General features: G+C 34.9%; 23 protein-coding genes. 17 read left to right on the top strand and 6 right to left on the bottom strand.

Annotated elements, in window-relative coordinates; translation table 11 throughout:
• Window positions 1-244 precede the first annotated feature (244 nt).
• The 5 genes from VZL98_08530 to VZL98_08510 are packed head-to-tail and all read left to right on the top strand — an operon-like array spanning window position 245 to window position 5,664.
• Window positions 245-1,555, top strand: coding sequence for an aspartate kinase (locus tag VZL98_08530; GenBank protein WVH62739.1), 1,311 nt, complete (start codon window positions 245-247; stop codon window positions 1,553-1,555).
• Window positions 1,556-1,579: 24 nt separating this feature from the next.
• Window positions 1,580-2,782, top strand: coding sequence for a homoserine dehydrogenase (locus tag VZL98_08525; protein ID WVH62738.1), 1,203 nt, complete (start codon window positions 1,580-1,582; stop codon window positions 2,780-2,782).
• Entirely contained in the window at window positions 2,783-4,261 is a 1,479-nt protein-coding gene (gene thrC, locus VZL98_08520) for a threonine synthase (protein WVH62737.1), read from the top strand.
• Window positions 4,248-5,102 carry a homoserine kinase gene (thrB, locus tag VZL98_08515; protein ID WVH62736.1) on the top strand — a complete coding sequence of 285 codons (855 nt, stop codon included), beginning with the start codon at window positions 4,248-4,250 and terminating at the stop codon, window positions 5,100-5,102. Before thrC ends, thrB begins: the two co-directional genes overlap by 14 nt.
• Before the next feature lie 4 nt (window positions 5,103-5,106).
• Complete coding sequence (locus VZL98_08510) at window positions 5,107-5,664, top strand: HutD family protein (protein ID WVH62735.1); 558 nt, start codon at window positions 5,107-5,109, stop codon at window positions 5,662-5,664.
• Between the two features lie 45 nt (window positions 5,665-5,709).
• Here the strand turns inward: VZL98_08510 and VZL98_08505 are convergent, their stop codons facing one another.
• From VZL98_08505 to VZL98_08495, 3 genes are all read right to left on the bottom strand, one after another.
• Window positions 5,710-7,176: a leucyl aminopeptidase gene (locus VZL98_08505; GenBank protein WVH62734.1), complete on the bottom strand. Its 1,467-nt coding sequence runs from the start codon at window positions 7,174-7,176 to the stop codon at window positions 5,710-5,712.
• A 73-nt stretch (window positions 7,177-7,249) separates the two neighbouring features.
• Window positions 7,250-7,906 carry a 50S ribosomal protein L25 gene (locus VZL98_08500; protein ID WVH62733.1) on the bottom strand — a complete coding sequence of 219 codons (657 nt, stop codon included), beginning with the start codon at window positions 7,904-7,906 and terminating at the stop codon, window positions 7,250-7,252.
• A 97-nt stretch (window positions 7,907-8,003) separates the two neighbouring features.
• Entirely contained in the window at window positions 8,004-8,249 is a 246-nt protein-coding gene (locus tag VZL98_08495) for a pro-sigmaK processing inhibitor BofA family protein (protein WVH62732.1), read from the bottom strand.
• Between the two features lie 183 nt (window positions 8,250-8,432).
• Here VZL98_08495 and VZL98_08490 point away from each other — a divergent pair, with 183 nt between their 5' ends.
• The gene (locus VZL98_08490; protein ID WVH62731.1) at window positions 8,433-9,530 is read left to right on the top strand and encodes a serine hydrolase; all 1,098 of its coding nucleotides are present in this window, start codon (window positions 8,433-8,435) and stop codon (window positions 9,528-9,530) included.
• 372 nt (window positions 9,531-9,902) lie between these two features.
• Here VZL98_08490 and VZL98_08485 read toward each other — a convergent pair whose 3' ends face one another.
• Complete coding sequence (locus VZL98_08485) at window positions 9,903-10,244, bottom strand: FMN-binding protein (GenBank protein ID WVH62730.1); 342 nt, start codon at window positions 10,242-10,244, stop codon at window positions 9,903-9,905.
• A gap of 300 nt (window positions 10,245-10,544) precedes the next feature.
• Between VZL98_08485 and VZL98_08480 the strand changes: the two genes are divergently transcribed.
• From VZL98_08480 to rsmI, 10 genes are all read left to right on the top strand, one after another.
• A complete protein-coding gene (locus tag VZL98_08480) occupies window positions 10,545-11,960 on the top strand; it encodes an aminotransferase class V-fold PLP-dependent enzyme (protein ID WVH62729.1) in 1,416 nt (471 codons plus the stop codon).
• Window position 11,961: 1 nt separating this feature from the next.
• Window positions 11,962-12,621, top strand: a complete 660-nt coding sequence (gene tmk, locus VZL98_08475; protein ID WVH62728.1) for a dTMP kinase — start codon at window positions 11,962-11,964, stop codon at window positions 12,619-12,621.
• The gene (locus VZL98_08470) at window positions 12,590-12,916 is read left to right on the top strand and encodes a cyclic-di-AMP receptor (GenBank protein WVH62727.1); all 327 of its coding nucleotides are present in this window, start codon (window positions 12,590-12,592) and stop codon (window positions 12,914-12,916) included. The genes tmk and VZL98_08470 overlap by 32 nt, the downstream gene beginning before the upstream one ends.
• A gap of 14 nt (window positions 12,917-12,930) precedes the next feature.
• A complete protein-coding gene (locus VZL98_08465; protein WVH62726.1) occupies window positions 12,931-13,209 on the top strand; it encodes a cyclic-di-AMP receptor in 279 nt (92 codons plus the stop codon).
• Window positions 13,209-14,036, top strand: a complete 828-nt coding sequence (locus VZL98_08460) for a hypothetical protein (GenBank protein ID WVH62725.1) — start codon at window positions 13,209-13,211, stop codon at window positions 14,034-14,036. Before VZL98_08465 ends, VZL98_08460 begins: the two co-directional genes overlap by 1 nt.
• A gap of 26 nt (window positions 14,037-14,062) precedes the next feature.
• On the top strand, window positions 14,063-14,935 hold the full coding sequence (locus VZL98_08455) for a stage 0 sporulation family protein (protein ID WVH62724.1): 873 nt from the start codon (window positions 14,063-14,065) through the stop codon (window positions 14,933-14,935).
• A 62-nt stretch (window positions 14,936-14,997) separates the two neighbouring features.
• A complete protein-coding gene (locus VZL98_08450; GenBank protein WVH62723.1) occupies window positions 14,998-15,165 on the top strand; it encodes a 4Fe-4S binding protein in 168 nt (55 codons plus the stop codon).
• A 179-nt stretch (window positions 15,166-15,344) separates the two neighbouring features.
• Complete coding sequence (locus tag VZL98_08445) at window positions 15,345-16,556, top strand: DUF819 family protein (GenBank protein ID WVH62722.1); 1,212 nt, start codon at window positions 15,345-15,347, stop codon at window positions 16,554-16,556.
• An 881-nt stretch (window positions 16,557-17,437) separates the two neighbouring features.
• On the top strand, window positions 17,438-18,148 hold the full coding sequence (locus tag VZL98_08440) for a methyltransferase (GenBank protein WVH62721.1): 711 nt from the start codon (window positions 17,438-17,440) through the stop codon (window positions 18,146-18,148).
• Window positions 18,138-18,959: a 16S rRNA (cytidine(1402)-2'-O)-methyltransferase gene (gene rsmI, locus VZL98_08435; protein ID WVH62720.1), complete on the top strand. Its 822-nt coding sequence runs from the start codon at window positions 18,138-18,140 to the stop codon at window positions 18,957-18,959. Before VZL98_08440 ends, rsmI begins: the two co-directional genes overlap by 11 nt.
• A gap of 52 nt (window positions 18,960-19,011) precedes the next feature.
• On the opposite strand, the gene VZL98_08430 is transcribed toward rsmI, so the two are convergent.
• Window positions 19,012-19,998 carry a 3D domain-containing protein gene (locus tag VZL98_08430; protein WVH62719.1) on the bottom strand — a complete coding sequence of 329 codons (987 nt, stop codon included), beginning with the start codon at window positions 19,996-19,998 and terminating at the stop codon, window positions 19,012-19,014.
• Window positions 19,999-20,438: 440 nt separating this feature from the next.
• On the opposite strand from VZL98_08430, the gene VZL98_08425 reads away from it, so the two are divergent.
• Window positions 20,439-22,760, top strand: a complete 2,322-nt coding sequence (locus VZL98_08425; GenBank protein ID WVH62718.1) for a S8 family serine peptidase — start codon at window positions 20,439-20,441, stop codon at window positions 22,758-22,760.
• 139 nt (window positions 22,761-22,899) lie between these two features.
• Here VZL98_08425 and VZL98_08420 read toward each other — a convergent pair whose 3' ends face one another.
• Window positions 22,900-23,319: a transposase gene (locus VZL98_08420; protein ID WVH62717.1), complete on the bottom strand. Its 420-nt coding sequence runs from the start codon at window positions 23,317-23,319 to the stop codon at window positions 22,900-22,902.
• Window positions 23,320-23,567: the final 248 nt, after the last annotated feature.

Below are 23,567 nucleotides of genomic sequence, written 5' to 3'. Positions count from 1 at the left end.
TTAAAGTATTAAAATAGTTCAAAGCATAGACAAGGAAGAGTATAAATCATAAGGTTCACAGAGAAGGAGATTCTTGGCTGGAAAATTTCCCGGATGCTGGATTTAGAAAACCACCTTTAAGCTCGCTCCCATATAAGGAGTTGCGATAGCCACGTTATAGCTACTACTGATATATTAGGTGGAAACGATGCATTGGGCACTCGTCCTGGAGGACGAGTGCCTTTTAACATATGGAGGTATAAAGATGAAAAAAGTTGTAAAATTTGGTGGAAGTTCACTGGCAGATTCATCACAATTCAAAAAAGTAAGATCTATCATTGAACAAGATCCTGAAAGAGCATTTGTAGTAGTATCTGCTCCGGGAAAAAGACATTCACAGGACCATAAGATTACTGATTTACTACTGATGAGTCATCAGTTGTCATCTCATGATCTTAATTTTGAGGAGGTGTTTGAGCTTATTGAATCCAGATATACTGAAATATGTAGCGATCTGGACTTAAGCATTGACATTAACCCTATTTTAAGTGAAGTCAAAGAAAATATATCTAAAGGAGCTTCCAGAGATTATGTTGCCAGTAGAGGCGAGTATATCAATGGGTTATTATTAGCTGACTATCTAGGTATAGATTTTATAGATGCATCAGAAATTATTAGATTTAACGATAATGGTGTTTTTGATGATGATAAGTCTGAAGAGCTTATTTCTGAAAAACTTAAAGATGTTGAAAGAGCAGTTATCCCCGGGTTTTATGGAGCAAATAGACATGGCCAGATTATTACTTTTTCTAGAGGAGGCTCAGATGTAACAGGCTCAATTGTAGCTAATGGAGTAGAAGCATCAATTTATGAGAACTGGACTGATGTATCCGGGTTCTTAATGGCGGACCCTAAAATTCAAGAGGATGCAAAGCCAATGGGTTTAGTTACTTATAAAGAATTAAGAGAATTATCGTACATGGGCGCACCTGTACTTCATGAAGAGGCAATATTTCCTGTAAGAAAAAAAGGAATATCCATACAAATTAAAAACACAAATGAACCTGAAGCACCAGGTACGATGATAGTACATGATGACTTTGATCAGATTAAACAGGGTAGTATAACGGGCATTTCAGGAAAAAAAGGTTTTACGGTCATTTCCGTTGAGAAGACCCTTATGAATGTTGAAAAAGGTTTTATAAGAAAACTTATTTCAATTTTTGAAGCCAATGATATTTCTATAGAACATATCCCTTCCAGTATCGACTCAATTTCTATTATTGTGGCAGATTCTGAAATTAAAGACAAAGAGAAGAAGATAGTGGAAGAAATTAAGATATATTGTAATCCGGATACAGTCAATGTATACCCCGGAATGGCACTTTTAACTGTGGTTGGTAGAGGGATGGTCAAAACTAAGGGAACATCAGCCAAGATTTTTACAGCGCTTTATGAAGCCGGAGTAAATGTAAGGATGATAACTCAGGGTTCAAGCGAATTGAATATAATAATAGGAATAGAGACTAGAGATTTTGAAAAAGCTGTTAGAGCTATTTATGGAGCATTTAAATAATTATTTAAAGAAGGAGAGATGAGGATGAAAAAGGTAAATTTAGGATTATTGGGTTTTGGAACTGTGGGACAAGGTGTTGCGAAGATTATTGGAGAAAAATCAGATTCTCTTGGGAAATACCTTGGTGTCGAGCTTGTCGTTAAAAGAGCCTTGGTAAAAGATATCTCTAAGACAAGGGAAGTTAAACTAAATGAATCAGCTTATACTTTGGATTATTTAGATATAGTAAATGATCCTGAGATTGACATAGTTATCGAATTAACCGGATGTATTGATGAGGCTTATAAAATGATAACCGAATCACTTAATGCTGGTAAACATGTTGTTACTGCTAATAAAGCTGTTATTAGTCAATACTTTGAGGAATTCACTGCACTTGCAAAAGAAAAAGGACTGAACTTTTTATATGAAGCGAGTGTTGGAGGAGGAATCCCGATTATAAAACCTCTATACGATGTAATAAAACTTAATGATGTAAAAAGAGTTAGAGGAATAATGAACGGTACTTGCAATTATATACTTACCAATATGACTCAAGACGGAGCGGATTATTTTGATGTATTGAAAGAAGCCCAAAAACTTGGATATGCAGAAGCCGATCCTTCAAGTGATGTTGACGGCTTCGATACTATGAGAAAACTGAGAATATTATCAACTATTGCATTCAAACAGCCTATTATGGAAGATGAAATCATCATGGGAGGTATATCGAAATTAAATGCACTGGATATTAATTTACTTAAAGGATTAGGTAGAGTCATTAAATTGATAGGAGATGCCTGGGTGGAAGATGACAAGGTTAAAGCTGTAGTACAGCCTGTTGCAGTTCATAGTGGCAGCTACTTCTCATCTGTCAATCAAGCATATAATTCTATAACAGTGCAAGGTGATATGGTAGGGGAGCTCAAGTTTTACGGTTCAGGTGCCGGCATGCTTCCAACTGCCAATGCAGTACTTACAGATTGTATGGATATAGTATTACAAAACCAAAAACCTGAAACATATGGAATCGGACTAAGAAGAGATGTTGACTCCAATAGTATAAGCGGTGAGTTTTATGTAAGATACGACGATGGAAAAGTTGACCTTGATGATTTAAAAGACAGAGAATTAAATGAAAATCCAAAAGTAATAGTAACTAAAAGAGTAAATCTTGCGGAAGTGCAGGAAAAATTGGCAAATGACGAGAATGCGAGTGTGGTTAGACTTGAGAGTGAGGACTACTAAATGAGATATAACAGCACAAGAAATAAGAACTTATCAGTCAGTGCTGCAGAAGCTATAGTGCGTGGAATTTCACCTGATGGAGGATTATATATACCTGAAGAATTTCCTAAGCTCATGGATTTAAAAGACTTAATGAATATGTCCTATCGGGAACTTGCCTCATATGTACTGGGATTGTATTTTGAAGAACTTGGACTAGGCAAATTAAAAGAATCAGCCGGAGCTGCGTATGACGGCAAGTTTCCAACTGAAGTTACACCACTTAAAACCATTGGAGACATGACTTTTATTGAGCTTTATCATGGTAGGACATTGGCTTTTAAAGATATGGCACTTTCGGTACTGCCACATTTATTAAAAGCATCTTTAGAAAAATTAGGAAACGAAAATAGGATTCTAATACTGGTTGCTACATCGGGTGACACAGGAAAGGCAGCTCTAGAAGGTTTCAATGAGGTGGATGGCATAGATGTAATGGTCTATTATCCCAAAGACGGAGTTAGTGAAGTACAAAGATTACAGATGGTAACTCACGCAGGTAGTAATACTCATGTTATAGCCATAGATGGCAACTTTGACGACGCTCAATCAGGTGTTAAAGATATTTTTACAGATGAGGATTTTAAAAACAAGATTATGGAACTGGGCTTTAATTTTTCATCTGCCAACTCCATTAATATAGGTAGATTGATACCTCAGATTGTATACTATATCAATGCATATTTAAGACTTGTAGAAAAGGGTATAATCAATAATGATAGTAAAATAAATGTAGCTGTTCCTACCGGTAATTTTGGTAATGTACTTGCTGCGTACTATGCAAAGCAAATGGGACTACCCATAAATAAACTAATAGTTGCTTCAAATGACAATAAAGTTTTGACCGACTTTTTTGAAACAGGTGAGTATGACAAGGAAAGAGAACTGCTCCTAACATCTTCACCTTCTATGGACATTCTAATATCAAGCAATTTAGAACGACTCCTCTATCATATTACGGATGGAGATTATAAAAAAGTGTCCGAAGCAATGAAAAAGCTGAATCAGAACAAAAAGTATCTATGGGATGAATTTGGAGAAGGCGAATTCTTTGCAGCATTTGCAAGCGAAGAGGATGTTTCAAACTCAATAAGAGAAGTTTACGATGGTGATTACACAATCGACCCTCATACAGCAGTAGCTTATTTTGCAGCTAGAAGATATATTGAAACGACCGGGGATAAGACTCATATGCTAGTGGCATCAACTGCAAGTCCGTTTAAGTTTCCGGCTAAGGTACTAAGCTCAATTGGAGAAGATGTTCCTGATTTGGAATTTGACTCACTAAGATTACTATCAGAAAAAATGAAGGTAGAGATTCCGGACTCTTTAAAAGAATTGCCGTATCTCGAAATCAAACATAAAGATGTATATAAACCGGATGAAATGAGACAATCTATACTAGAAATTATACAGGAGAAAAAATATGTTAAGGATTAGTGTCCCAGCTACAAGTGCAAATATTGGCCCCGGATTTGATGTTTTTGGTTTAGCGATTGAAATGAAGAATGAATTTGTTTTTAGCCATGCCGATTCATTCGATGAAGATAATTTAGTATATCAAGCATTCAAACGTGCCTATGAGAGACTGGGGCTTGAACCCGAACCAATCAAAGTTGAGATTAATGCAGAGGTTCCGATGGCCAGAGGGCTTGGTTCTTCTTCAACCTGTGTTGTTGCAGGGGTTGCTGCAGCACTTTATAGAATAAGAGGCGAGATTAACAAAGACTTTTTACTAGACATTGCCACCGATATAGAAGGGCATCCGGACAATGTAGCACCGGCGATCTTCGGTAATTTAGTAGTATCGGTAATGGATGAAAGCAAGGTCTATTACACCATTCACAAGCTTCACGATGACTTGAAGTTTTTGACGATTATACCGGATTTTGAATTAGCCACTGAAAAAGCAAGAGAGATACTGCCAGGGGTTATATCCAGAGCAGACGGAATTTATAATGTAAGCCGAGCCTGTTTACTTGTACCTGCGCTTGAAGTGCTTGATGAGCAAAAGATAAGAGTAGGACTTAAGGACAGATTTCATGAACCATATAGAAAATCACTCATACCGGGATACGACGAAGTTAAAAAAGCCGCTATCAAACTAGGAGCAATAGGATGTTATCTAAGTGGAGCGGGCCCAACTATGATGTGTATCACAACTGCAGATAATACAGCCGTTTTTGATGGACTAAGCGAGTATCTGAAATCTGCATTCCCAAGTTGGCAAATAAATGCTTTCAATATCGATAAAAAGGGTATAGTAGTTATCGAGGAGTGATAAAATGAAAATCAGTATAGTAAAATGGTCGGACTTTAAAACCAGTACATGGTCAGGAGGAACCACCTCCGAGATAATCATAGTACCTAAAGGTGCAGAAGTGGGGAAGAGAAACTTTGACCTTAGGATATCGACAGCTACTTGTGACTTGGATGAATCAGTATTTTCTGATTATACGGGATTCAAGAGATATATAGCACCTGTTGATGGTGAACTCGTCTTGGATGTTGAAGGTAGTGAAGTTAAACTAAGTCCATACGAAGTTTATGGATTTAATGGAAGTGAGGCTGTTACAGGATACAGTAAAGTCAGAGATTATAATTTGATTTTTAAAGAGGGTTTGAATGCACAGATGGAATCTTTTGTACTAAGGGATGTAAAAGTTTTAACCCTTACTTCAAAAAACTATCTAATACAGAGCTTTGATAGCGATATTAGATTTGAAACTGAAAACGAATCGGGTGTTCTAAATAAAAATGATGCCCTATTAATCGAAAATGCAAATGGATTTTTAAAACTTTATTCTGAAGTGGAAACGCCACTATTTCTTATCCAATACTAAAAGAAATCCGATTTCAACCTGGTTTGAAATCGGATTTTTGTCTTATTAATTCTTGTGGTATTTTTCGTCAATCGGCATATCTTTTCTAGCAACAAAATCGTAAAGAGTTTTAACCGGAATTCCGGTTGCGCCTTTAGGAAGATAGCCCCAGCCCTTATCGGAATACGCTGGACCTGCAATATCAAGATGAACCCAAGGTTTTTCTTCTGCAAAATGTTCCAAGAACAGTCCCGCAGTAATAGCACCGCCCCATCTGCCTGTAGAGTTTTTAAGATCTGCGAAATCAGCTTTTAACAAATCTCTCATCTCATCGAAGGATGGGAACAACCATAAGTGTTCACCGGATCTCTTGGATGCTTTTTTTACTTCTTTGTATAAATCCTTATTATTAGTAACAGCACCGACAGTGTATTCACCTAAACCTACTACGCAAGCACCGGTAAGCGTAGCTATATCAATTATACAAGAACTGTTTACCTTTGTGGCTGCATAATAGATTGCATCCGCAAGAGTAAGTCTACCTTCAGCATCGGTGTTTACAACATCTATGGTAGTGCCTTTCATAGAACCGATGATGTCTCCGTTTTTATATGCACCACCGGAAATCATGTTCTCGCATGCAGCAATAATTCCAATTACATTGTTCTCGGTTTTATTCTTAGCCAAAGCATAGATTGCTCCTACAACTGAAGCTGATCCCGCCATATCTGCTTTCATAGTATACATACCATCTGCAGGCTTTATAGCATATCCGCCTGAATCATAGGTAAGTCCTTTTCCGACAAGAGTAATAGCAGGCTTGTCTTCACCTTTTGGAAGGTATTTCATTACTATAAATTTAGGCTCTTTCTCTGAACCTTCTGCAACCGCAAGGAATGCTTCCATTCCCAGTTCTTTTATTTTATCTTTATCAAAAACTTCAACTTCAACGCCAAGACCGGAAAGTTCATCTACAGCAATTTTTGCAAGCACTTCCGGATACATGTCCATAGAGGGAGTATTGACTAACTTACGAGTAAGGTTTACACCTTCCATTATTCCAAGAGTCTCCTCCAGTGCAAGCTCTGCTGATTCGTCCTTGCCTTCTATTGGGATTATGCTTATAGTTTCGACATTCTTTACTGTTTTTTTGCTTAGATATTCATCGAAGATATAATCGTTTTGAAGGAAACCTTCGATATATGATTTAGTCATTTTTCTCGTACAATAACCATCGTATTTATTGATTATCACACTTGCTTCTTTGACTTTATTAGTCTCAAGTGTTTTTGCTGCAATATTTGCGGCCAATCTGAAAACATCGTGATTGAGATCTTCATACTTGCCCAGACCTACAACTACGATATTATCGGAGCCAGGCCCCAAATCAGCATAGACAGATTTTTTCTCACCTTTAAATTCAAGAGTGTTTTTTGCATAATCTCTCTTTGCATCGCTTAGCATTGTTAGTTTTTCGTCTTCAAGTACGAAATGAACCTTAACTTCAAAGTCTTTTGATAATACAATTTTCATTTCAAGCCTCCTATTAATTATTTATTGTATAACAAAAAAGAGTCGTACTATTAACGACTCTTTTTATTTTTGATTACTCATCAGCCTCTTCAGCGCCTTCATCTTCAGTTTCATCAACTGTAGGTACGTCAGCAGCGTCGATTGTTTCATCAGTTTCTTCTTCTTCGACTTCTTCTCTAGGTTCTTGTAGAGTTGCAACAAGTTCTTCTGCATCTGTCCAGAATGTAAGTTTTTCATTAGAGAAAATATCTAGATCTTTAACTAGAACTTGATCGCCATACTGCATTTCAGTAACATTATATACTGCTGCTTGAGGGATATCAACCGGTAGACATTCGATGTCTACTTCGTTTAATTGTTGTGTTAAAACTGAAGGTTGAAGTATAATATCGTCTCTTCCTTCAAGAATGATTGGAATTTGAATTCTAAGTGATTCCTTCATGTCGATCATATAGAAGTCAACATGAGTATATCTGTTCTTATAAGGATGTTTTTGAACTTCCTTAAATAGAACAGGTAAATTTTCAGATCCCAATACTAAATCTATTATTGTGTTAGTTCCAGCACTTAAGAATACCTTGTGTAATTCTTTTTCAGAAATAGATATTGTCTTAGGTTCAACTCCTTTTCCGTAAACAACTCCCGGAACAATCTTTTCTGCCCTTAATTTATCTGTTTTATTTTTACCTATACCTTCACGTAATTCTACGTTAAGTTTAATTTCTGCCATAGGAATTCCCCCTTTAATATCTTAAATTAGGCTCATATAGTGTATTATACCAAATAAGATAGATGATGTCTAGTTTAAAGCAAAAGTGCTAAAAAATCTATCTATTGAGTAGTAAAAGCAAGATAATCCCAGGGAAACCAAGAAATCCGGCGACAAGAGCATTTATAAAATTAAACTCTATACTCAAAGAGAAGAAACCGGCTAATAGATTAAAAACCAATAAAAGGCCAACCCCAACCAGACTGTTTAACAATAGTTTTAATATTATTTTCATAGATACTGACAGTACCTTTGCAATGATCAGCATTAGTACTATACCTATTATAGCTGCTATAATTTCCATAGTTCACATCCTCTCCGTAAAGATATACTATAATTATATACCTTTTAACTCCAAAATGTAACAAGCTTACTAAACTGTACTAATCTATGCAATACCTTGATATAGTTCTACTCTTGCTATACAATATAATTAAACTAGTATAAAATCAGACGAACATAAAATACTTAATAAGGGATGATTATATTGGCTTTAAAATCAAGGAAAAAGAAAATAAAACAGAATAGGATGCATAGACTGATAAAACAAAAGTATAGGCATGATATAAAACTCAGAAGAATTAGAGAAAAAAGAAGAAAGAAAAATCTCATTATAGCATTATCTACCCTTATGGCTATCTTTATAATAGCTATGTCCTTATTTTTTATAAAAGAAATCTTCCTTGAAAAAATTCCAAAACTTGAAACTACTGAAGACGATTCAAAGACAAGTGCAATGGCAGACGAGGATACAGAGGAAATAGATGATACTGAAGCTAAATCTGATGAAGAATTAAAAAATCAAATAGATGAGGAAAAACAAAAGCCCAAAATAAATAAAAACCCCGGAATATTAGACAATGAGATAAAAACTTATCTAAGGAAAAATAGCATAGATATTAATGATATCGGATTTGTATATAAAAACTTAAAGACAGGAGTGGAGCTTAGAATAAATCCTGATGACGTATTTTTGGCTGCTTCTGTTATGAAGGTACCGATTTGTATGCTGACTTATGACTTAGCTTTTGAAGAAGAATTGGATTTGGGTATGGAACTCACATATTATGCAAATGACAAAGAAGGTGGTACAGGAATTTTGCAAGGTGAAAGAATAGGTTCCAGTTATCCGATTGAAGAATTACTCGAACTTATGATAACACATAGTGACAATGTAGCAACTAATATGATGTATAGATTTTTGGGAGGATACCATGCCGAATACCTACTCGACACTCTAGCCAGAGTATATGGAATCAGCTCATACAACGGAAATTATATAACTCCAAACGAAAGTCAGATGGTACTGGAAAGATTATATAACAACGAGGACAATAATCCATACTATCAAAAACTGCTTGATGATATGAAAAATACTATCTACAACGAATATTTCACAAGGGAGATAAAGGGAGTAAAAATTGCACATAAAACAGGTGATTATGACGGTTTTTACAACGATATCGGAATAGTGTATGATACCGAACCCTATATTTTCGCAGCATTTACAAATAACTTATCCTATGCGTCCAATGTCTTGGCAGATTTAGGGAAAATTGTATACGATTGGCATGTGGAAAAATAAAATAAGTAAAGGTAGTGTCAAAACAAACAAAATCAGATACACTACCTTCTTTTTTAAAAAAAAAACGGGGTCAGGGTACACTTTTTTAAACTGTTTTGGTTACTTATTCATTTGACAAATACGAAAGCACTGTAATTAAGCTCATGAGAGCATAAATATACATATGTTTGAAGCAATATGCTTGGCTATGGCTTAACTTATATCCTTTTTTGCTAAAAATTTAGGTGCTTGATATGGGGTTAAATTTTAAGACAGTTCCCATTAATTTTAATTTAATCGTCAAAAAAGGACCTATCATTGTAATAGGTCCTTAAAAGTTTAAGGAGCTGTTTTAACAGCTCCTTTTGTTTTTCTAATTTTAGCAAATAGATCTTATTTTGCTTTTTCCAACGCTTGCTTAACAGCAGCTTTAAAACCATCAGTTGTAACAGTTGCACCTGTAATAGTGTCTACTTTGGCACCATTTTTTTCAACAGCTGCTTTTGAAAGTGAATCAAGTGCAATACCGCCTATATCATCGGTTTCTGAATGGCTAACTACTTTAACTTCGCTAACTTTTCCATCTTCACCAACAGTTACATTAACTTTTATGTTCTCGTCAGGACTATATCCTTTACCCTCACCCTCATAAGTGCCTTCTTTGTATTTTGTTGCACAGGCAGCAAATGTAAGTACCATTACAAATACCATAGCTAATGCTAATATTTTTTTCATTATTACTCCCCCTTTGTTAAAAAAATATTTGGTAATTTTAATTATATCGAAACAGATAAAGAGGGTCAAGGAATAAGGCAGCCTTTATAATAAATGTGAATTAATCGTAATAAATAGATATTGATAAAATATAGACTATTATTGAAGCTTTCATTAAATAAATACCTCTAATTAGGGAAAAGTCGCTCTTTGACCTAGTAAATTGAATATAAAACTTGTAATAATTCTGTTTACTATTATAATTAAGATAGTTATAAATAAGAAATTTTAAATTGCAGTAAATTTATTTAGCGGAAGAGAGTGAAAACCATTAAAACGCCAATTTATGATAGATTATTAGATATATCTTCTAAAAATACAATATATTTTCAACTACCCGGTCACCATAAGAGAACGAATCAGTTTTTGGACTTTAATATTTTACCTTCATTTGATACCACAGAGACATTTGGTACTGACAATCTTCATGAGCCTGAGGAGATAATATTTGAATCTATGAGAGAAGTGAGCCGAGTATATGGATCTAAAGAGAGCATTTATCTAGTAAACGGGTCAACTAGTGGGATTCATATAGCGATGATGAGTGTAACTAAACCGGGAGATTCCGTATTAATCCAAAGGAATTCACATGTTTCAGCTTATAATGGCAGCATACTTGGACGCTTAAATGTTGAGTATATAATGCCTGAGTATGACAGTAGTATTCAATTGGTCGGAGGAATTGATGTTCACAAATTCAAGGAGTTAATTCAAAACAATCGCTCGATAAAAGCCTGCGTTTTATTACATCCTTCATTTTATGGTGTTTGTTCGGATTTATGTGAGATAATAGATATAGCACATAAAAATGGAGTAATCGTAATCGTAGATGAAGCACATGGACCGCACTTGAGCTTTTCAGATAGACTGCCTAAATCTGCGATTGAACTCGGGGCTGATATGGTAATACATTCTGCTCATAAAACTCTTCCTTCTCTAACACAAACAGCAGTGCTGCATATATGCTCAGATAGAGTCAATATTGATAGAGTAAGGTCCGTTTCGAGACTGCTTCAAACGACCTCTCCTTCTTACATTTTTATGACTTCAATAGAAAAAGCTGTTGCCTATATGGATTCTTTTAAAGGAAGAGAGGACCTAGATACACTGATTGGTAATATAAATAGATTTAATGAGAGTATATCTAAAATAGATAGAATTAAACTTCTCGGTAATAAATCGGAAAGTCTATTTTATGACAGAGATATTACAAAAATACATTTTGAGATTGAAGGGATAAGAGGAACTGACCTTATAGACATACTCCATAGGGATTATAATATAAATATGGAATATGCTGATTTTAGGTATGTCATAGGAGTGACATCAGTTATGAATACAGAAGACGATTTCAAGTATCTTGAAGATGCACTAGGAGAAATTGCGTCCAATAATACTTATGATGAGACAGAAGACTTGGACATGAAACTTATTGAACCGAAACAAATTATTCCGATTTACGAAGCTTTTAACTCTGAGAATAAAACTGTAAAATTGGTGGAATCAGTAGGCTCTGTATCAGCATCCTACATCATTCCGTATCCTCCCGGAATACCGCAACTTGCCCCAGGAGAGTTGATTACCGATGAGCATGTAGAAATTGTTGAAAAGTATAAAGATAAAGGGATCTCAATTGTGGGATTAAATAAAGATATGATAGATATAGTAGGGGTGTAATATGAGAGGAAAGTTCATAGTGTTTGAAGGACCTGACGGATGCGGCAAGAGTACAATCGCAAAAAATGTCAGCACTATCTTGGGTGAAATGGGTGTGGCACATATATTAACCAGAGAACCCGGAGGTACAGATATAGGTGAAGAGATAAGAGGATTACTGCTTGGTCAGACGGGTAATATGTCGCCTCGGACAGAAGCCTTATTAATGGCTGCATCTCGTGCGCAAATAGTTGAAGAAGTAATTAAAACGAATTTGGAAGAGGACAAATATGTTCTCTGTGACAGGTACGTACTTTCTTCACTAGTTTACCAAGGTATTGGGAGAAAATTGGGTATAAATAATATATTAGAAGTAAACGATTTTGCTATGAATGGTCTACTGCCTGATCTAACACTGTATTTTGATATAAGCTTCGAAGAGGCATTGAAACGAAGAGGCAAAAGAGATACAAAGGATAGGATGGAAAACTTGGAAGATGATTTCCATAAAAGCATACATGATGGATATGAAGTGATTTATAAAGAATTCGAAAAAGTGTATAATATAGTTAAGATAGATGCTTCAAAAAGTGAAGAAGAAGTTACGAAAGACGTAATCGATATAATATTAAATAAATGGAGGGGAGCTAATGAAACTGATAATTGCAATCGTGCAAGATGAAGATGTTCATATGCTAATGGATGATTTAATGGAGAATGAGTTTAGAATTACCAAACTTGCCTCTACAGGTGGATTTCTAAAAGCGGGAAATACTACACTGCTCTTAGGAGTTGAAGAAGATAGAGTGGACAGAGCGCTTGAGTTAATAAAAGACAACTGCAGCTCAAGGAGAACCACTACGACATTATTGAATGTTTCAATGCCGGGGGATGCTTATGTTCCGTTACCTATGCAAGTTCAAATAGGTGGGGCTACAGTATTTATATTGAATATAGAAGATTATATAAGAGTATAATAAGGAGGATAGTTATGAAATTAATACTTGCTATAATAAGTGATGAACTTATTAATGAAGTATCTAAAGAACTATCAGACAGTGAGTTTAATACTACCAAACTAAGCTCTACAGGTGGATTTAGAAAAAAGGGTAATACCACTATCATAATTGGAGCCGAAAAAGAAAAGGTAGCTAAATGTGTTGAAATTATAAGGAGTACGATTTTAAAAAGCTCTAAAAGAAATCCTGACGATGATATTGCTGATGCCAATATTTTTGTTATGCCAATGATAGACATGAGAAAGATGTAATGAAACAGACATATTCTGACCTGGAAATACTTGAAAAGCAATTAGAGGCAGGTACGGTTTCTCATGCCTATATATTTGAATGCTTAAATGCAGATGATGCACTGAATGAAGCACTTATTTTTATAAGTAAATACAATGATATAAACACAAATGATTTAAATTCTGATATCACAAAAGAAAGAAATGCCAGAGATTTATCTATAATTAAACCCGATGGTAAAACCATAACTATAGATAAAATTAGAGATTTGATAAGTTTTTTTAGAACTGGACCTTTTCAGAATAAATACAAGACTGCTATAATATATGAAGCGGATAAGCTAAGAGTCGAATCTTCCAATGCCATGCTTAAGCTGCTTGAAGATATGCCGAGATATGGTAAAATAATACTCATAGTAAAATCCTCGAAAAGACTTTTACCTACAATACTTTCAAGATGTCAATTGATAAGACTTGGAAGCGAAACCGGAGAATCACAAAATATAGACTATAATTTTGTATACGATTTAATAGATGCCCTTATTGCAGGTAAAATTAATTATATTGCCGAACATAGGAAAGAGATAGAAGAAAACAAGGATAATGGCGCGGAATTCTTTTCGGTAATAATAGAGTATCTTGGGATGATATCATTCTTTAACCAAATAGATATCAGAGATGAGGATTTGAGTAGGAGAATCAGTGAAAACTATTCTCAAAGAAATATAGATCATAATAAACTCAATGAGGTAATTGTGAAATGTATGGAAGTGCAAAAAAACTTGTATAATAATGTTAACTTTTTATTATCAGTAGAAAGAATAGCATTGGATTTAAATAAATTGTAGTTTAAAAAAGCAATATGGAGGAAATCTTGAATAAAGTAATAGGAGTTAGATTTAAAGAATCCGGGAAAATATATTATTTCGACCCGATTAATATAGATATTGAAGTTGGACAAAATGTAATAGTCGAAACTGCTAGGGGTATTGAGTTCGGAACCTGTGTAGTTGGAGAAAAGCAAATAGACGAAAGTGAACTGGTTGCACCATTAAAACCGGTTATTAGAGTTGCAGACGATGTAGATGTCAGGATTCATGAAGAGAATAAAGCAAAAGCAAAAGATGCAATAGATATTTGCCAAATAAAAATAGAAGAAAATAAACTGGATATGAAACTTGTAGACTGTGAATATACCTTTGATAATAATAAAGTAATCTTCTACTTCACATCTGATGGAAGAGTTGACTTTAGAGATTTAGTAAAGGATTTGGCTTCTATATTTAGAACCAGGATAGAATTAAGACAGATTGGCGTAAGGGATCAAGCTAAGATAACAGGTGGTCTTGGACCTTGCGGAAGAGTTATTTGCTGTAAAAAGTTTTTGGGCGAATTCTCTCCGGTGTCCATTAAAATGGCGAAAGAACAATCACTATCCTTAAACCCATCCAAAATTTCAGGACTATGTGGTAGATTGATGTGCTGTTTGAAATACGAGCAGGATACCTACGAGGAATCTTTGAAGAAAATACCTCCTGTGGGAATGATAGTAGAAACTGAAGAGGGTAGAGGTACTATAATAGATTCATATGTTCTATTGGAACTTATCAAAGTAAAACTAGCAACAGCTGACGGTATTGAAGAGATAAGAACATATTCTATCAACGATGTCAAAGTGACAAAAGAGAAGGATATGAAATATTACAGAGAATCCGAAGACATACAATTTGTGTACGATGAAGACTAGTTGATTTTAAGGCAGCAATGGTATATAATATACTTGAAATAAAATAAAGGAGGTGTTAATTAATGGCACACAGAATTGATGAAACTTGTATAGCTTGTGGATCATGTCAACCTGAATGTCCAGTAGATTGTATTTCTGAAGGCGATATCTTCGTAATTGACGCAGAAGAGTGTACAGATTGTGGAGCATGTGTATTAGTATGTCCTACTGATTCTATCCACGCTGAATAATTCAGAATACATAAACAAATGACTAAAAAGCTCTCAGTGAGAGCTTTTTTTGATTTCAAAATACTTAAACAAAAATTAATAGAAAATAAAATAAATAATAAACTGACTAAATTTCTTTACAATATGACCTATAAAGTGATAAACTTTAAACTATGTAAGTGGTTTGAAAGGAGAATTTTATGTCGAGTTTTATAAGTCCTGATAATACTTGGGCACTTTGGTCTGTACTGGCTGTTGCATCTGCTACAGCAATCTATCTAGAGCAAAGATATGATTGGGCAAACAAAGTAACAGGCTGTATACTAGCTCTTTTAATTGCGCTGGTATTATCAAATTTAAATGTCATTCCCGCAGATTCACCGGTTTATGACAATGTATGGGGATATGTAGTTCCGCTGGCTGTACCATTACTATTATTTAGAGCAAATATCAAAAAGATATGGAAAGAATCCGGTAGGGTTTTAATCATATATCTATTAAGTGGTATTGGAACTATACTTGGAGGTATAGTAGCATTCTTTTTATTAAAAAATGCTATACCTAACTTATCAAATATTGCACCAATGTTCGTAGGAACATACACAGGCGGATCAGTAAACTTTGTAGCAATGTCTGAAAGTTTCAAAGTTGATGGTGCAACGGTTTCCGCAGCATTAGTAGCGGATAACTTGCTAATGGCACTTTACTTTTTTGCACTGGTTGCAATGCCTGCTATCGCATTTTTCCGTAACTCATTCCGTACACCTCTAATCGATAGAATCGAAAACTCTTCAGATAAAGAAAAAGATTATAATAAGACACTGGCAGCTAAGTATTGGGGAGCAAAAGAAATTTCGCTATTTGATATCGCTGCTAATATTGCAATCGCTTTTACAATAGTTACAGTGTCTACATTGATAGCCAATACACTATCATCAGCAATAGGAGACTCTACAAAAGTACGAGAAGCTATGAGTTTGTTCTTCGGTAATAAATATTTAATAATTACCACACTTACAATGATACTTGCAACTATTTTCGCACCGCAATTTGAAAAAATACAAGGAAGTCAAGAAATAGGAACATTCCTAATTTACTTGTTCTTCACAGTAATTGGAGCTCCTGCTTCATTAAAACTTATTATCAGAGAATCTCCACTACTATTATTATTTGCACTAATTATAGTTCTTATTAATATGATAGTAAGTATAATATTCGGTAAAATATTTAAATTCAGTCTGGAAGAAATAATAATCGCATCCAATGCAAATGTCGGAGGACCGACAACAGCAGCTGCCATGGCAGTATCTAAGGGATGGACTGAATTAATAGTTCCTGCACTACTGGTAGGGACATTGGGCTATGTAATAGGAAACTATTACGGACTGCTTGTAGGAGCATTTTTGAGATAAAGACTAAATCCATTTCCATAAAACTCTAAGTAGCTGTAAATAACAGCTCCTAAAAAACTAAAACGGTGCATCCTCATGATGAGCCGCAGACTATAGAAAAACCCTAACTAAAATTAGGGTTTTTCTTATTTTTTATATTACCTAAAACAGAGGGAATAAGTTAGAGGTTTAAGGTATTATTACTAAAGTAACGACGAAGAGATGTCGTTTTTTATCGGCTCCATCTTTTGGCAGTCGAATTCTAGCCAATCACTTTGTTCTTGGGAATTCTTTGCATGAAACCTATCATAATTTCGAAAAGCATCTCAATTGATTAGGTTGGAAAGGGAGCTGTCAGCTACGCTGACTGAGGGAGAGATATACAAAGAGGAATTCGAAGAATTCTACTGCTATATTTTAGACTCATCTCTCATTACCGCCAAACTCACAACTCTACCCCCTTCCACGTTTATGTCTTCATAAATTAGTTGCATAAGTGATCCCATGTCTCAAAGGTAATATAGATTCTAAAATGGAGCTGAGGCAGCTCCGCTACTTCTAAGCTGGAGTTAATGGTAGCCTTGGTTTTCTCTCCCTCCGAGTCGCTTAGGCGACCCACCTCCCTCGTCAGATGGAGGCTAAGAGATTGCCATACTTCTATTTTTCAAATGCTGAATTCTTGCTAAATATTCTGTACTCGAGATCTTTTGGCTCCAACTGACGATAGAGTTGTCTGTGATATCAGACTTAGTATGAGATAAAACTTATGTGTGGTCTGACTTCATTTGGGGAGTTATTTGTTTTCTGATATAATGGTATCCGTGAGAACGAATTAAGGAGTTTTAGATGCATTTTACTGATGTTAAGAATGGAAAATATATTGGGGATTAAGTGGAGGAAAGATGGAGAGTAGAGATTTTATTCCCGGGACTGATTATGTGATTATACAAAGTGAAGATGTTTACAAATATGGTGCCGATTCGATATTATTATCATCATTTGCCGAAATGGAAGAGGGTAAAACACTTATTGATATAGGTACAGGGGTGGGGATACTCGCGCTGAGATGTCATTATTTGTATAAACCAAAGAGGGTTTATGCTTATGAGATTCAGAGCTCCTTATGTGCTCTTGCAAATAAATCAGTTGAATTAAATGAGCTCGACGGGGAAGTGAAGATAATAAATATGGACATAAATGATGTGATAGATCAGGAAAAGGTTGATTATATAATTACAAATCCTCCATATGTAGAATACGGTCGAGGGATAAAAAATAAAAATGAGGCAAAGTTAATAGCTTTTCACGAAGTGAGTCTTAAGCTTGAAGAGGTTTTTAAGTTCTCTAAAAAGCATCTTAAAAATAAGGGTAAACTATTTTTGATAAATAGAGCAAATAGACTTGTAGACATAATAGACTATGCCAGACAATATAATCTGGAACCTTCACGTTTAAGAAATGTTCATTCTTTTCTAGATTCAAGAGCCAAATTCGTGCTTGTTGAATTTATTCATGGTGGCGGTAAAAACTTCACGATAGAAAGTCCACTATACATCTACGATGAAGCAGGAAAATACACTAAAGAGATTAAGGAGATATACTATGACAGATAAGGGGAAACTATATTTAATACCGACGCCGATTGGAAATTTGAAGGATATATCTCAAAGAGCTATAGAAACACTTGAAATAGTCGATTTATTATTATGTGAAGATACCAGACATAGTCAAAAGCTATTAAATCATTTTAATATAAAAAAGAAACTCGTATCGTATCATGAACATAATGAAATGAGTCGTTCAGAAAATGTCATTGAATGGCTGAATCGTGGGCTTAACATAGGCTTGATAACAGATGCGGGTATGCCGGGGATCTCAGATCCGGGCACTGTGGTTGTGGATTTAGTACATAAATCAAATCTGGAAGTCATTGCCATTCCGGGAGCAAATGCAGCACTAACTGCAGTGGTTTTATCTGGATTTGATAGCAGTGTATTTCAATTTATAGGATTTTTGCCTAGACAATTAAACAAGAAAAAAGAAACTCTTATCACTACTGCACAATATCCCGGATTGACAATTATATACGAGTCACCTAATAGGCTGCTCGATACTTTAAAAACCATGGGGGAATTATTCTCTGACAGAGAGATTTTTATCGCAAGAGAGATATCCAAGATTCATGAAGAACATTTTAGGGGGAGCATAAGCCAGGCGATAGACCATTTTTCTGAGAGGGTAGTAAAGGGTGAGATTGCAATGGTTTTGAACCGTTATGAAATCAGCAAACCGGAAATCGACATAGAATCTGAATTAAAAGAACTCTTGGATGAGGGGATGAAGAAATCCGAAGCAGTTAAACTGATAGCAGAAAAACATGGCATAAGTAAAAATCAAATCTATAAAAAAAGTCTTGAAATATAAACAAAAAAAGCAGACATCAATTGATATCTGCAAAAAAAGGGGGAGTAGTATTCTAATCTAAAATATATACTCTTACCGATCTTCTACCAAAATCTAAAGCAGTTTGGTGAGAATCGTAGAATAAATCTACTATATGACCTACAATTGCTGATCCCGTATCCTCAGCGACAGCGTATCCATAACTTGGCCAACCATCCAGGGATTCAATATATACTCTGGTTCCTAGTGGTATAACACTTGGATCTACTGCTATTACGCCCGGTCTAGCTATGGTGCCTGTGGCGGTATAGGGGATACCGTCAGCAACACTTGCATCATAAGCGGTTGCTTGAACATCTATATAGTAGCTATAACTAAATCCCAAATCAGAACTTTGATTTGAGCTATTATTATGGTTTTCTGCAAGGTTGGTAGCTTCAACTTCCTTAGTGCCAATCGCTACTTCCTTATTAACTGCAGGCTTTATAATTTCTTCTGATACTTTCTTTTCACTAATTAATTTACCATTTCTAAAAACCTTTAGAACTTTTTCTTTTAATAAACCTTCTTCACCTTCAACATTTACAACTTGTTCACCCTTTAGGATATTATCATCCTGGGTCTCGATAGTCTCAAAAGGTATAGGTTTTTCTACTTCTTCAGTCTTTTCTTCATAATTTGTAATAAGTAAATAATTAATGCTGTTTGGATCTACATCTTTAGAGGGAAATACCAAGTCATTTGCACTTAGTTTTATTCCTATTTCCTCCAATGACTCTTTTAAATTCTTGATTGAAGAAACCTTATATTCTTTTCCTTTATAATAAACACTAACCAGTTTATTCTCATCATTTAATAACGAGCTTTCTTTAATAAGACTATTGATAACTTGTGTATCTACTTCTCTATCCTCAATCTCTTCGATATTAGAACCGTTCAACAGTGTAAATCCTGTAACTATTGATAGCGAAGCGATAATAAGTACAATAATAATTATCTTTGAATATTTTCCGAATCTCAAATAAATCATCCTTTCATCATAATTAAATTCTATATTCATATAGAAACTTAGTCAATCAAACTCATAAAATTATACAATAAAATTGAAAAAAAGTATCGAAAGTACACTATTTTTAATGAAAAAAACAAAAATTGTTACACTTTTGTAACTTTTTAAATTGTATCATTTGACTAAAAATAAAGGTTACAAAAAAGTTACAATGCATCTAAGGCTATTGAATAGTTGAAAATACAATAGTATTACAAAAATGTAATATAGTTAAGTACCACAAGTATATAAACAGGTTTATTAATCAAGTGACATAGTTAAGTTAATCTAATCAGCCAAATTGCATGGTAATTTATTAATATTGTAATTGTAAACAAAATGAAATGATTTCATATACAGATAGTTATATTGTGTAGAATATGAGCGAATATATTTAATTTATGATATAATAAAAACCGTGATTAATTAATCAATGTTTATGGGAGGTTTAGATGAAGAAGACTTTATTTGGTATATTTTTGGCTGTGATACTAAGTTTAAGTACTTTAATAGTATCTGCAAATAATGAAGAATATAATAAGATAAGTTTAGATATAGATAGAAACTCTAAAGGGTATTTGGATGTATTGGTTTATTTAAACGAAAATATACATCTGTCGGGAGATATTGCAATCCGTGATTCTGAACCTGAGAACCTAGGGACTGATTATGTTAACGAATTGAGAAGAGCCGCTAACAGTAATCAGGAAAGATGTATTAAACTACTTAAAGATAATTTGGAAACGGGAAAAGTAAAAGAATACTCTCCATTTTTTATAACAAATGCAATCCATGTAAAAGCGGATATAGACATAATAAATGAGCTAAGCAAACTGCCAGAAGTTTCTAAAATATATAAAAATGATAATGTAGAGATGGAATTATCGAGTATTTCAAGTCTTTCAACTCCATCAGGTGAGACCGGGTGGAATCATCATGAAATGAAGATAGATAGGGTAAAACACGACCTGGGAATCGATGGTAGCGGAATTACCATTGGATTTATAGACTCTGGAGTTGACTGGACTCATCCGGCAATTAAAAATAAATGGCGAGGATACAATATAGAAACAGGAGAAGTAAATCCTGAGGATTCCTGGCTCGATTTAGTTGGAGATTCTAAACTGCCAACTGATGAGTACTCCCATGGAACGGCAATAGTGAGTATTGCAGTGGCAGGATCCGGTGAGAACTCACCTTTAGTAGGTGTAGCACCGGGAGCTAAATGGATTGCTGCAAGGGCTTTTGCAGATAAAAACACTACAAATGCAAATATAATTAAGGCTGCAGAATGGATGCTTGCGCCGGGTGGAGATCCGAACAAAGCGCCGGACATAATAAACAATTCATGGGGCGGTGAATCATCTGCAAATCCATGGTTTAAAGATATAGTAGTGGCATGGAAATCTGTTGGTATACTTCCGGTATTTGCAGCAGGCAATTCAGTAGATTCAGTTGCAAAACCCGGTTCTATAGAAAACCCTGCCAGCTTGCTAAATACACTTTCAGTCGGTGCAATAGACGACGACTTAAAACTTGCGAAGTTTTCGAAAAGAGGACCGTCTGCATTTGACAGTAGCGAAAAAATAATCAAGCCTGAACTTGTAGCACCGGGCAATAATATCAGAGCTGCGATAATTAATAACGGTTATGCAAAAATGTATGGAACTTCAATAGCTACACCACATATATCAGGATTAGCAGCACTTATGAAACAGCATAATCCTAATGCAAGCCCAATGAAAATTGAAAAGGCAATGATAGCCTCAGCCGTACCACTTACTGATGGGGAATATCCTGAATCACCGAATATGGGATACGGATATGGACTACCCGATGCCTATAAAGCTGTAAACCTAATCAAAGAAAATGACAGCTATATTAGAATAAGCGGGAAAAACAGATTTGAAACTGCAATAGAATTGAGCAAAAAATATTACCCTGAAGGTGCTAATACCGTGTTTATAACAGCCGGTCATGCTTATACCGATGCACTGGTAATGTCACCTCTATCAAATAAATACGATGGACCTGTTCTATTGTCAGAAAAAGACAATTTAAGTGAGGAAGTATTGTCTGAGATCAAGAGATTGAGTCCTGATAATATATTTATCATCGGGGGAGAGAACACAATAGGTCAAAGAGTAATAGATATTCTATCTGAAGAGATGTCTATAAATGCAGAAAGAATATATGGAAAAAATAGATATATTACATCGGTTAACATCGCCGATAAAGTATATGAGCATAATAAATTCTCTGAAGTATTTATAGTCAATGGGTACAAAGAAATAGACGCAATAAGTATTTCGGGAATTGCCAAACAAAAGAATATCCCTGTAATATTGACCGACGGAAAATCATTGGATTCAGATATTAAATCTACATTAATGAAATATGGAGTATCAAATGCCGTAATTATAGGTGGAGAAAGTACGATTGAAATCGGTTTAGCAGATGAACTTAAGTCAATGGATATAAGTACAGAGAGAATTGGTGGATCAGATAGATTCCAAACTTCGTTGTTAATTAACCAGAAATACATCGATACATCCAAGAATCCTTTTATTGCAAACGGGATAAATGCAGTTGATGCACTCACAGCAGGACCAATAGCTGGCAAAATTAAGTCTCCAATGATATTGATTAAGAAAGACGAAATCCCTGAAGGAGTAAGAGAATATATGAGTGGTCTCGGAGCCGGAAAGATAACTATCCTAGGGGGAATTAACTCCATAATGGACGAAACCGTTTTTGAATTAATCAATTGGTAAAAAATGAATTAGTCAAAATGTTTTGGCTCTTTGTCAAATGGTGTTGGTATCCAATTAAATCACAAACTTTTTACTTCAGGCAGCGCGTTCTGCCTGAGGTATTTTTTTAGGTGCAATCTGCTTTTTGATAATTAAGATCCTATTTAAAATGGAAATAAGATCGATAACCAAATGCAATTCGCTTTATGCATTTAATTAAATAATTGATTGCTTCTAAGCATTCATTTGTAATCTGAGTCGCCAAACTGTTCTTTACATACCTGAAATTTTCAATTAGTGTTTTAATACAAATTTTCATGTGATTACTTACAATTAGAAGATAAGCTTCTAATTGTGCTCGTAGACTTGCTACATTTCCGCTTTTAATATCGATGAGTAGAATCTGATAGGAATAATATGTCTCTTTTGGCAACTCATCTACCGCTATACTCTCTTGAACAATATCTCGTTCACTCTTCCAGGTTCCAAAGTGCGACCATTTCGAGTGCTTCGCCAAATCCAAATCCTTGTAGTTCATCTGGATTATCTTCCAGTATCGTTTTAGTTTTTGATATTCCATGGAATGTCTAGCGCAATGTCCTTTTCACTAATCTTGTTTGTCAAATTCTCTACTATGTGAGCTTTTACTCTCTTGGAGATAAAACAACTTGGTTCTACCAGATTTGTTTTAGTAGTAATAGTAAAAGAGCATTATTTGCAGTAAAGCGCTGTTTTTGAGGCGTCGGAGAGAAGGTTGTCCATTGATTGAGAGTAATTTAATATCTGAAGATTTCGTGTCATGTTTAATTATCCGAGAAGAATCCGCAT

This window comes from Peptoniphilaceae bacterium AMB_02, assembly GCA_036321625.1.
In the GTDB taxonomy this organism is placed as follows: domain Bacteria; phylum Bacillota; class Clostridia; order Tissierellales; family Peptoniphilaceae; genus Microaceticoccus; species Microaceticoccus formicicus.
The sequence above is the reverse complement of the archived record's forward strand: the minus strand, read 5'-3'. Positions and strand labels throughout refer to the sequence as shown.

Coding starts and splice junctions, on each gene's coding strand:
- VZL98_08530 (WVH62739.1), top strand. CDS start 245: ATGAAAAAAGTTGTAAAATTTGGTGGAAGTTCACTGGCAGATTCATCA.
- VZL98_08525 (WVH62738.1), top strand. CDS start 1,580: ATGAAAAAGGTAAATTTAGGATTATTGGGTTTTGGAACTGTGGGACAA.
- thrC (WVH62737.1), top strand. CDS start 2,783: ATGAGATATAACAGCACAAGAAATAAGAACTTATCAGTCAGTGCTGCA.
- thrB (WVH62736.1), top strand. CDS start 4,248: ATGTTAAGGATTAGTGTCCCAGCTACAAGTGCAAATATTGGCCCCGGA.
- VZL98_08510 (WVH62735.1), top strand. CDS start 5,107: ATGAAAATCAGTATAGTAAAATGGTCGGACTTTAAAACCAGTACATGG.
- VZL98_08505 (WVH62734.1), bottom strand. CDS start 7,176: ATGAAAATTGTATTATCAAAAGACTTTGAAGTTAAGGTTCATTTCGTA.
- VZL98_08500 (WVH62733.1), bottom strand. CDS start 7,906: ATGGCAGAAATTAAACTTAACGTAGAATTACGTGAAGGTATAGGTAAA.
- VZL98_08495 (WVH62732.1), bottom strand. CDS start 8,249: ATGGAAATTATAGCAGCTATAATAGGTATAGTACTAATGCTGATCATT.
- VZL98_08485 (WVH62730.1), bottom strand. CDS start 10,244: ATGAAAAAAATATTAGCATTAGCTATGGTATTTGTAATGGTACTTACA.
- tmk (WVH62728.1), top strand. CDS start 11,962: ATGAGAGGAAAGTTCATAGTGTTTGAAGGACCTGACGGATGCGGCAAG.
- VZL98_08470 (WVH62727.1), top strand. CDS start 12,590: ATGAAACTGATAATTGCAATCGTGCAAGATGAAGATGTTCATATGCTA.
- VZL98_08465 (WVH62726.1), top strand. CDS start 12,931: ATGAAATTAATACTTGCTATAATAAGTGATGAACTTATTAATGAAGTA.
- VZL98_08460 (WVH62725.1), top strand. CDS start 13,209: ATGAAACAGACATATTCTGACCTGGAAATACTTGAAAAGCAATTAGAG.
- VZL98_08450 (WVH62723.1), top strand. CDS start 14,998: ATGGCACACAGAATTGATGAAACTTGTATAGCTTGTGGATCATGTCAA.
- VZL98_08445 (WVH62722.1), top strand. CDS start 15,345: ATGTCGAGTTTTATAAGTCCTGATAATACTTGGGCACTTTGGTCTGTA.
- VZL98_08440 (WVH62721.1), top strand. CDS start 17,438: ATGGAGAGTAGAGATTTTATTCCCGGGACTGATTATGTGATTATACAA.
- rsmI (WVH62720.1), top strand. CDS start 18,138: ATGACAGATAAGGGGAAACTATATTTAATACCGACGCCGATTGGAAAT.
- VZL98_08430 (WVH62719.1), bottom strand. CDS start 19,998: ATGAATATAGAATTTAATTATGATGAAAGGATGATTTATTTGAGATTC.
- VZL98_08425 (WVH62718.1), top strand. CDS start 20,439: ATGAAGAAGACTTTATTTGGTATATTTTTGGCTGTGATACTAAGTTTA.
- VZL98_08420 (WVH62717.1), bottom strand. CDS start 23,319: ATGGAATATCAAAAACTAAAACGATACTGGAAGATAATCCAGATGAAC.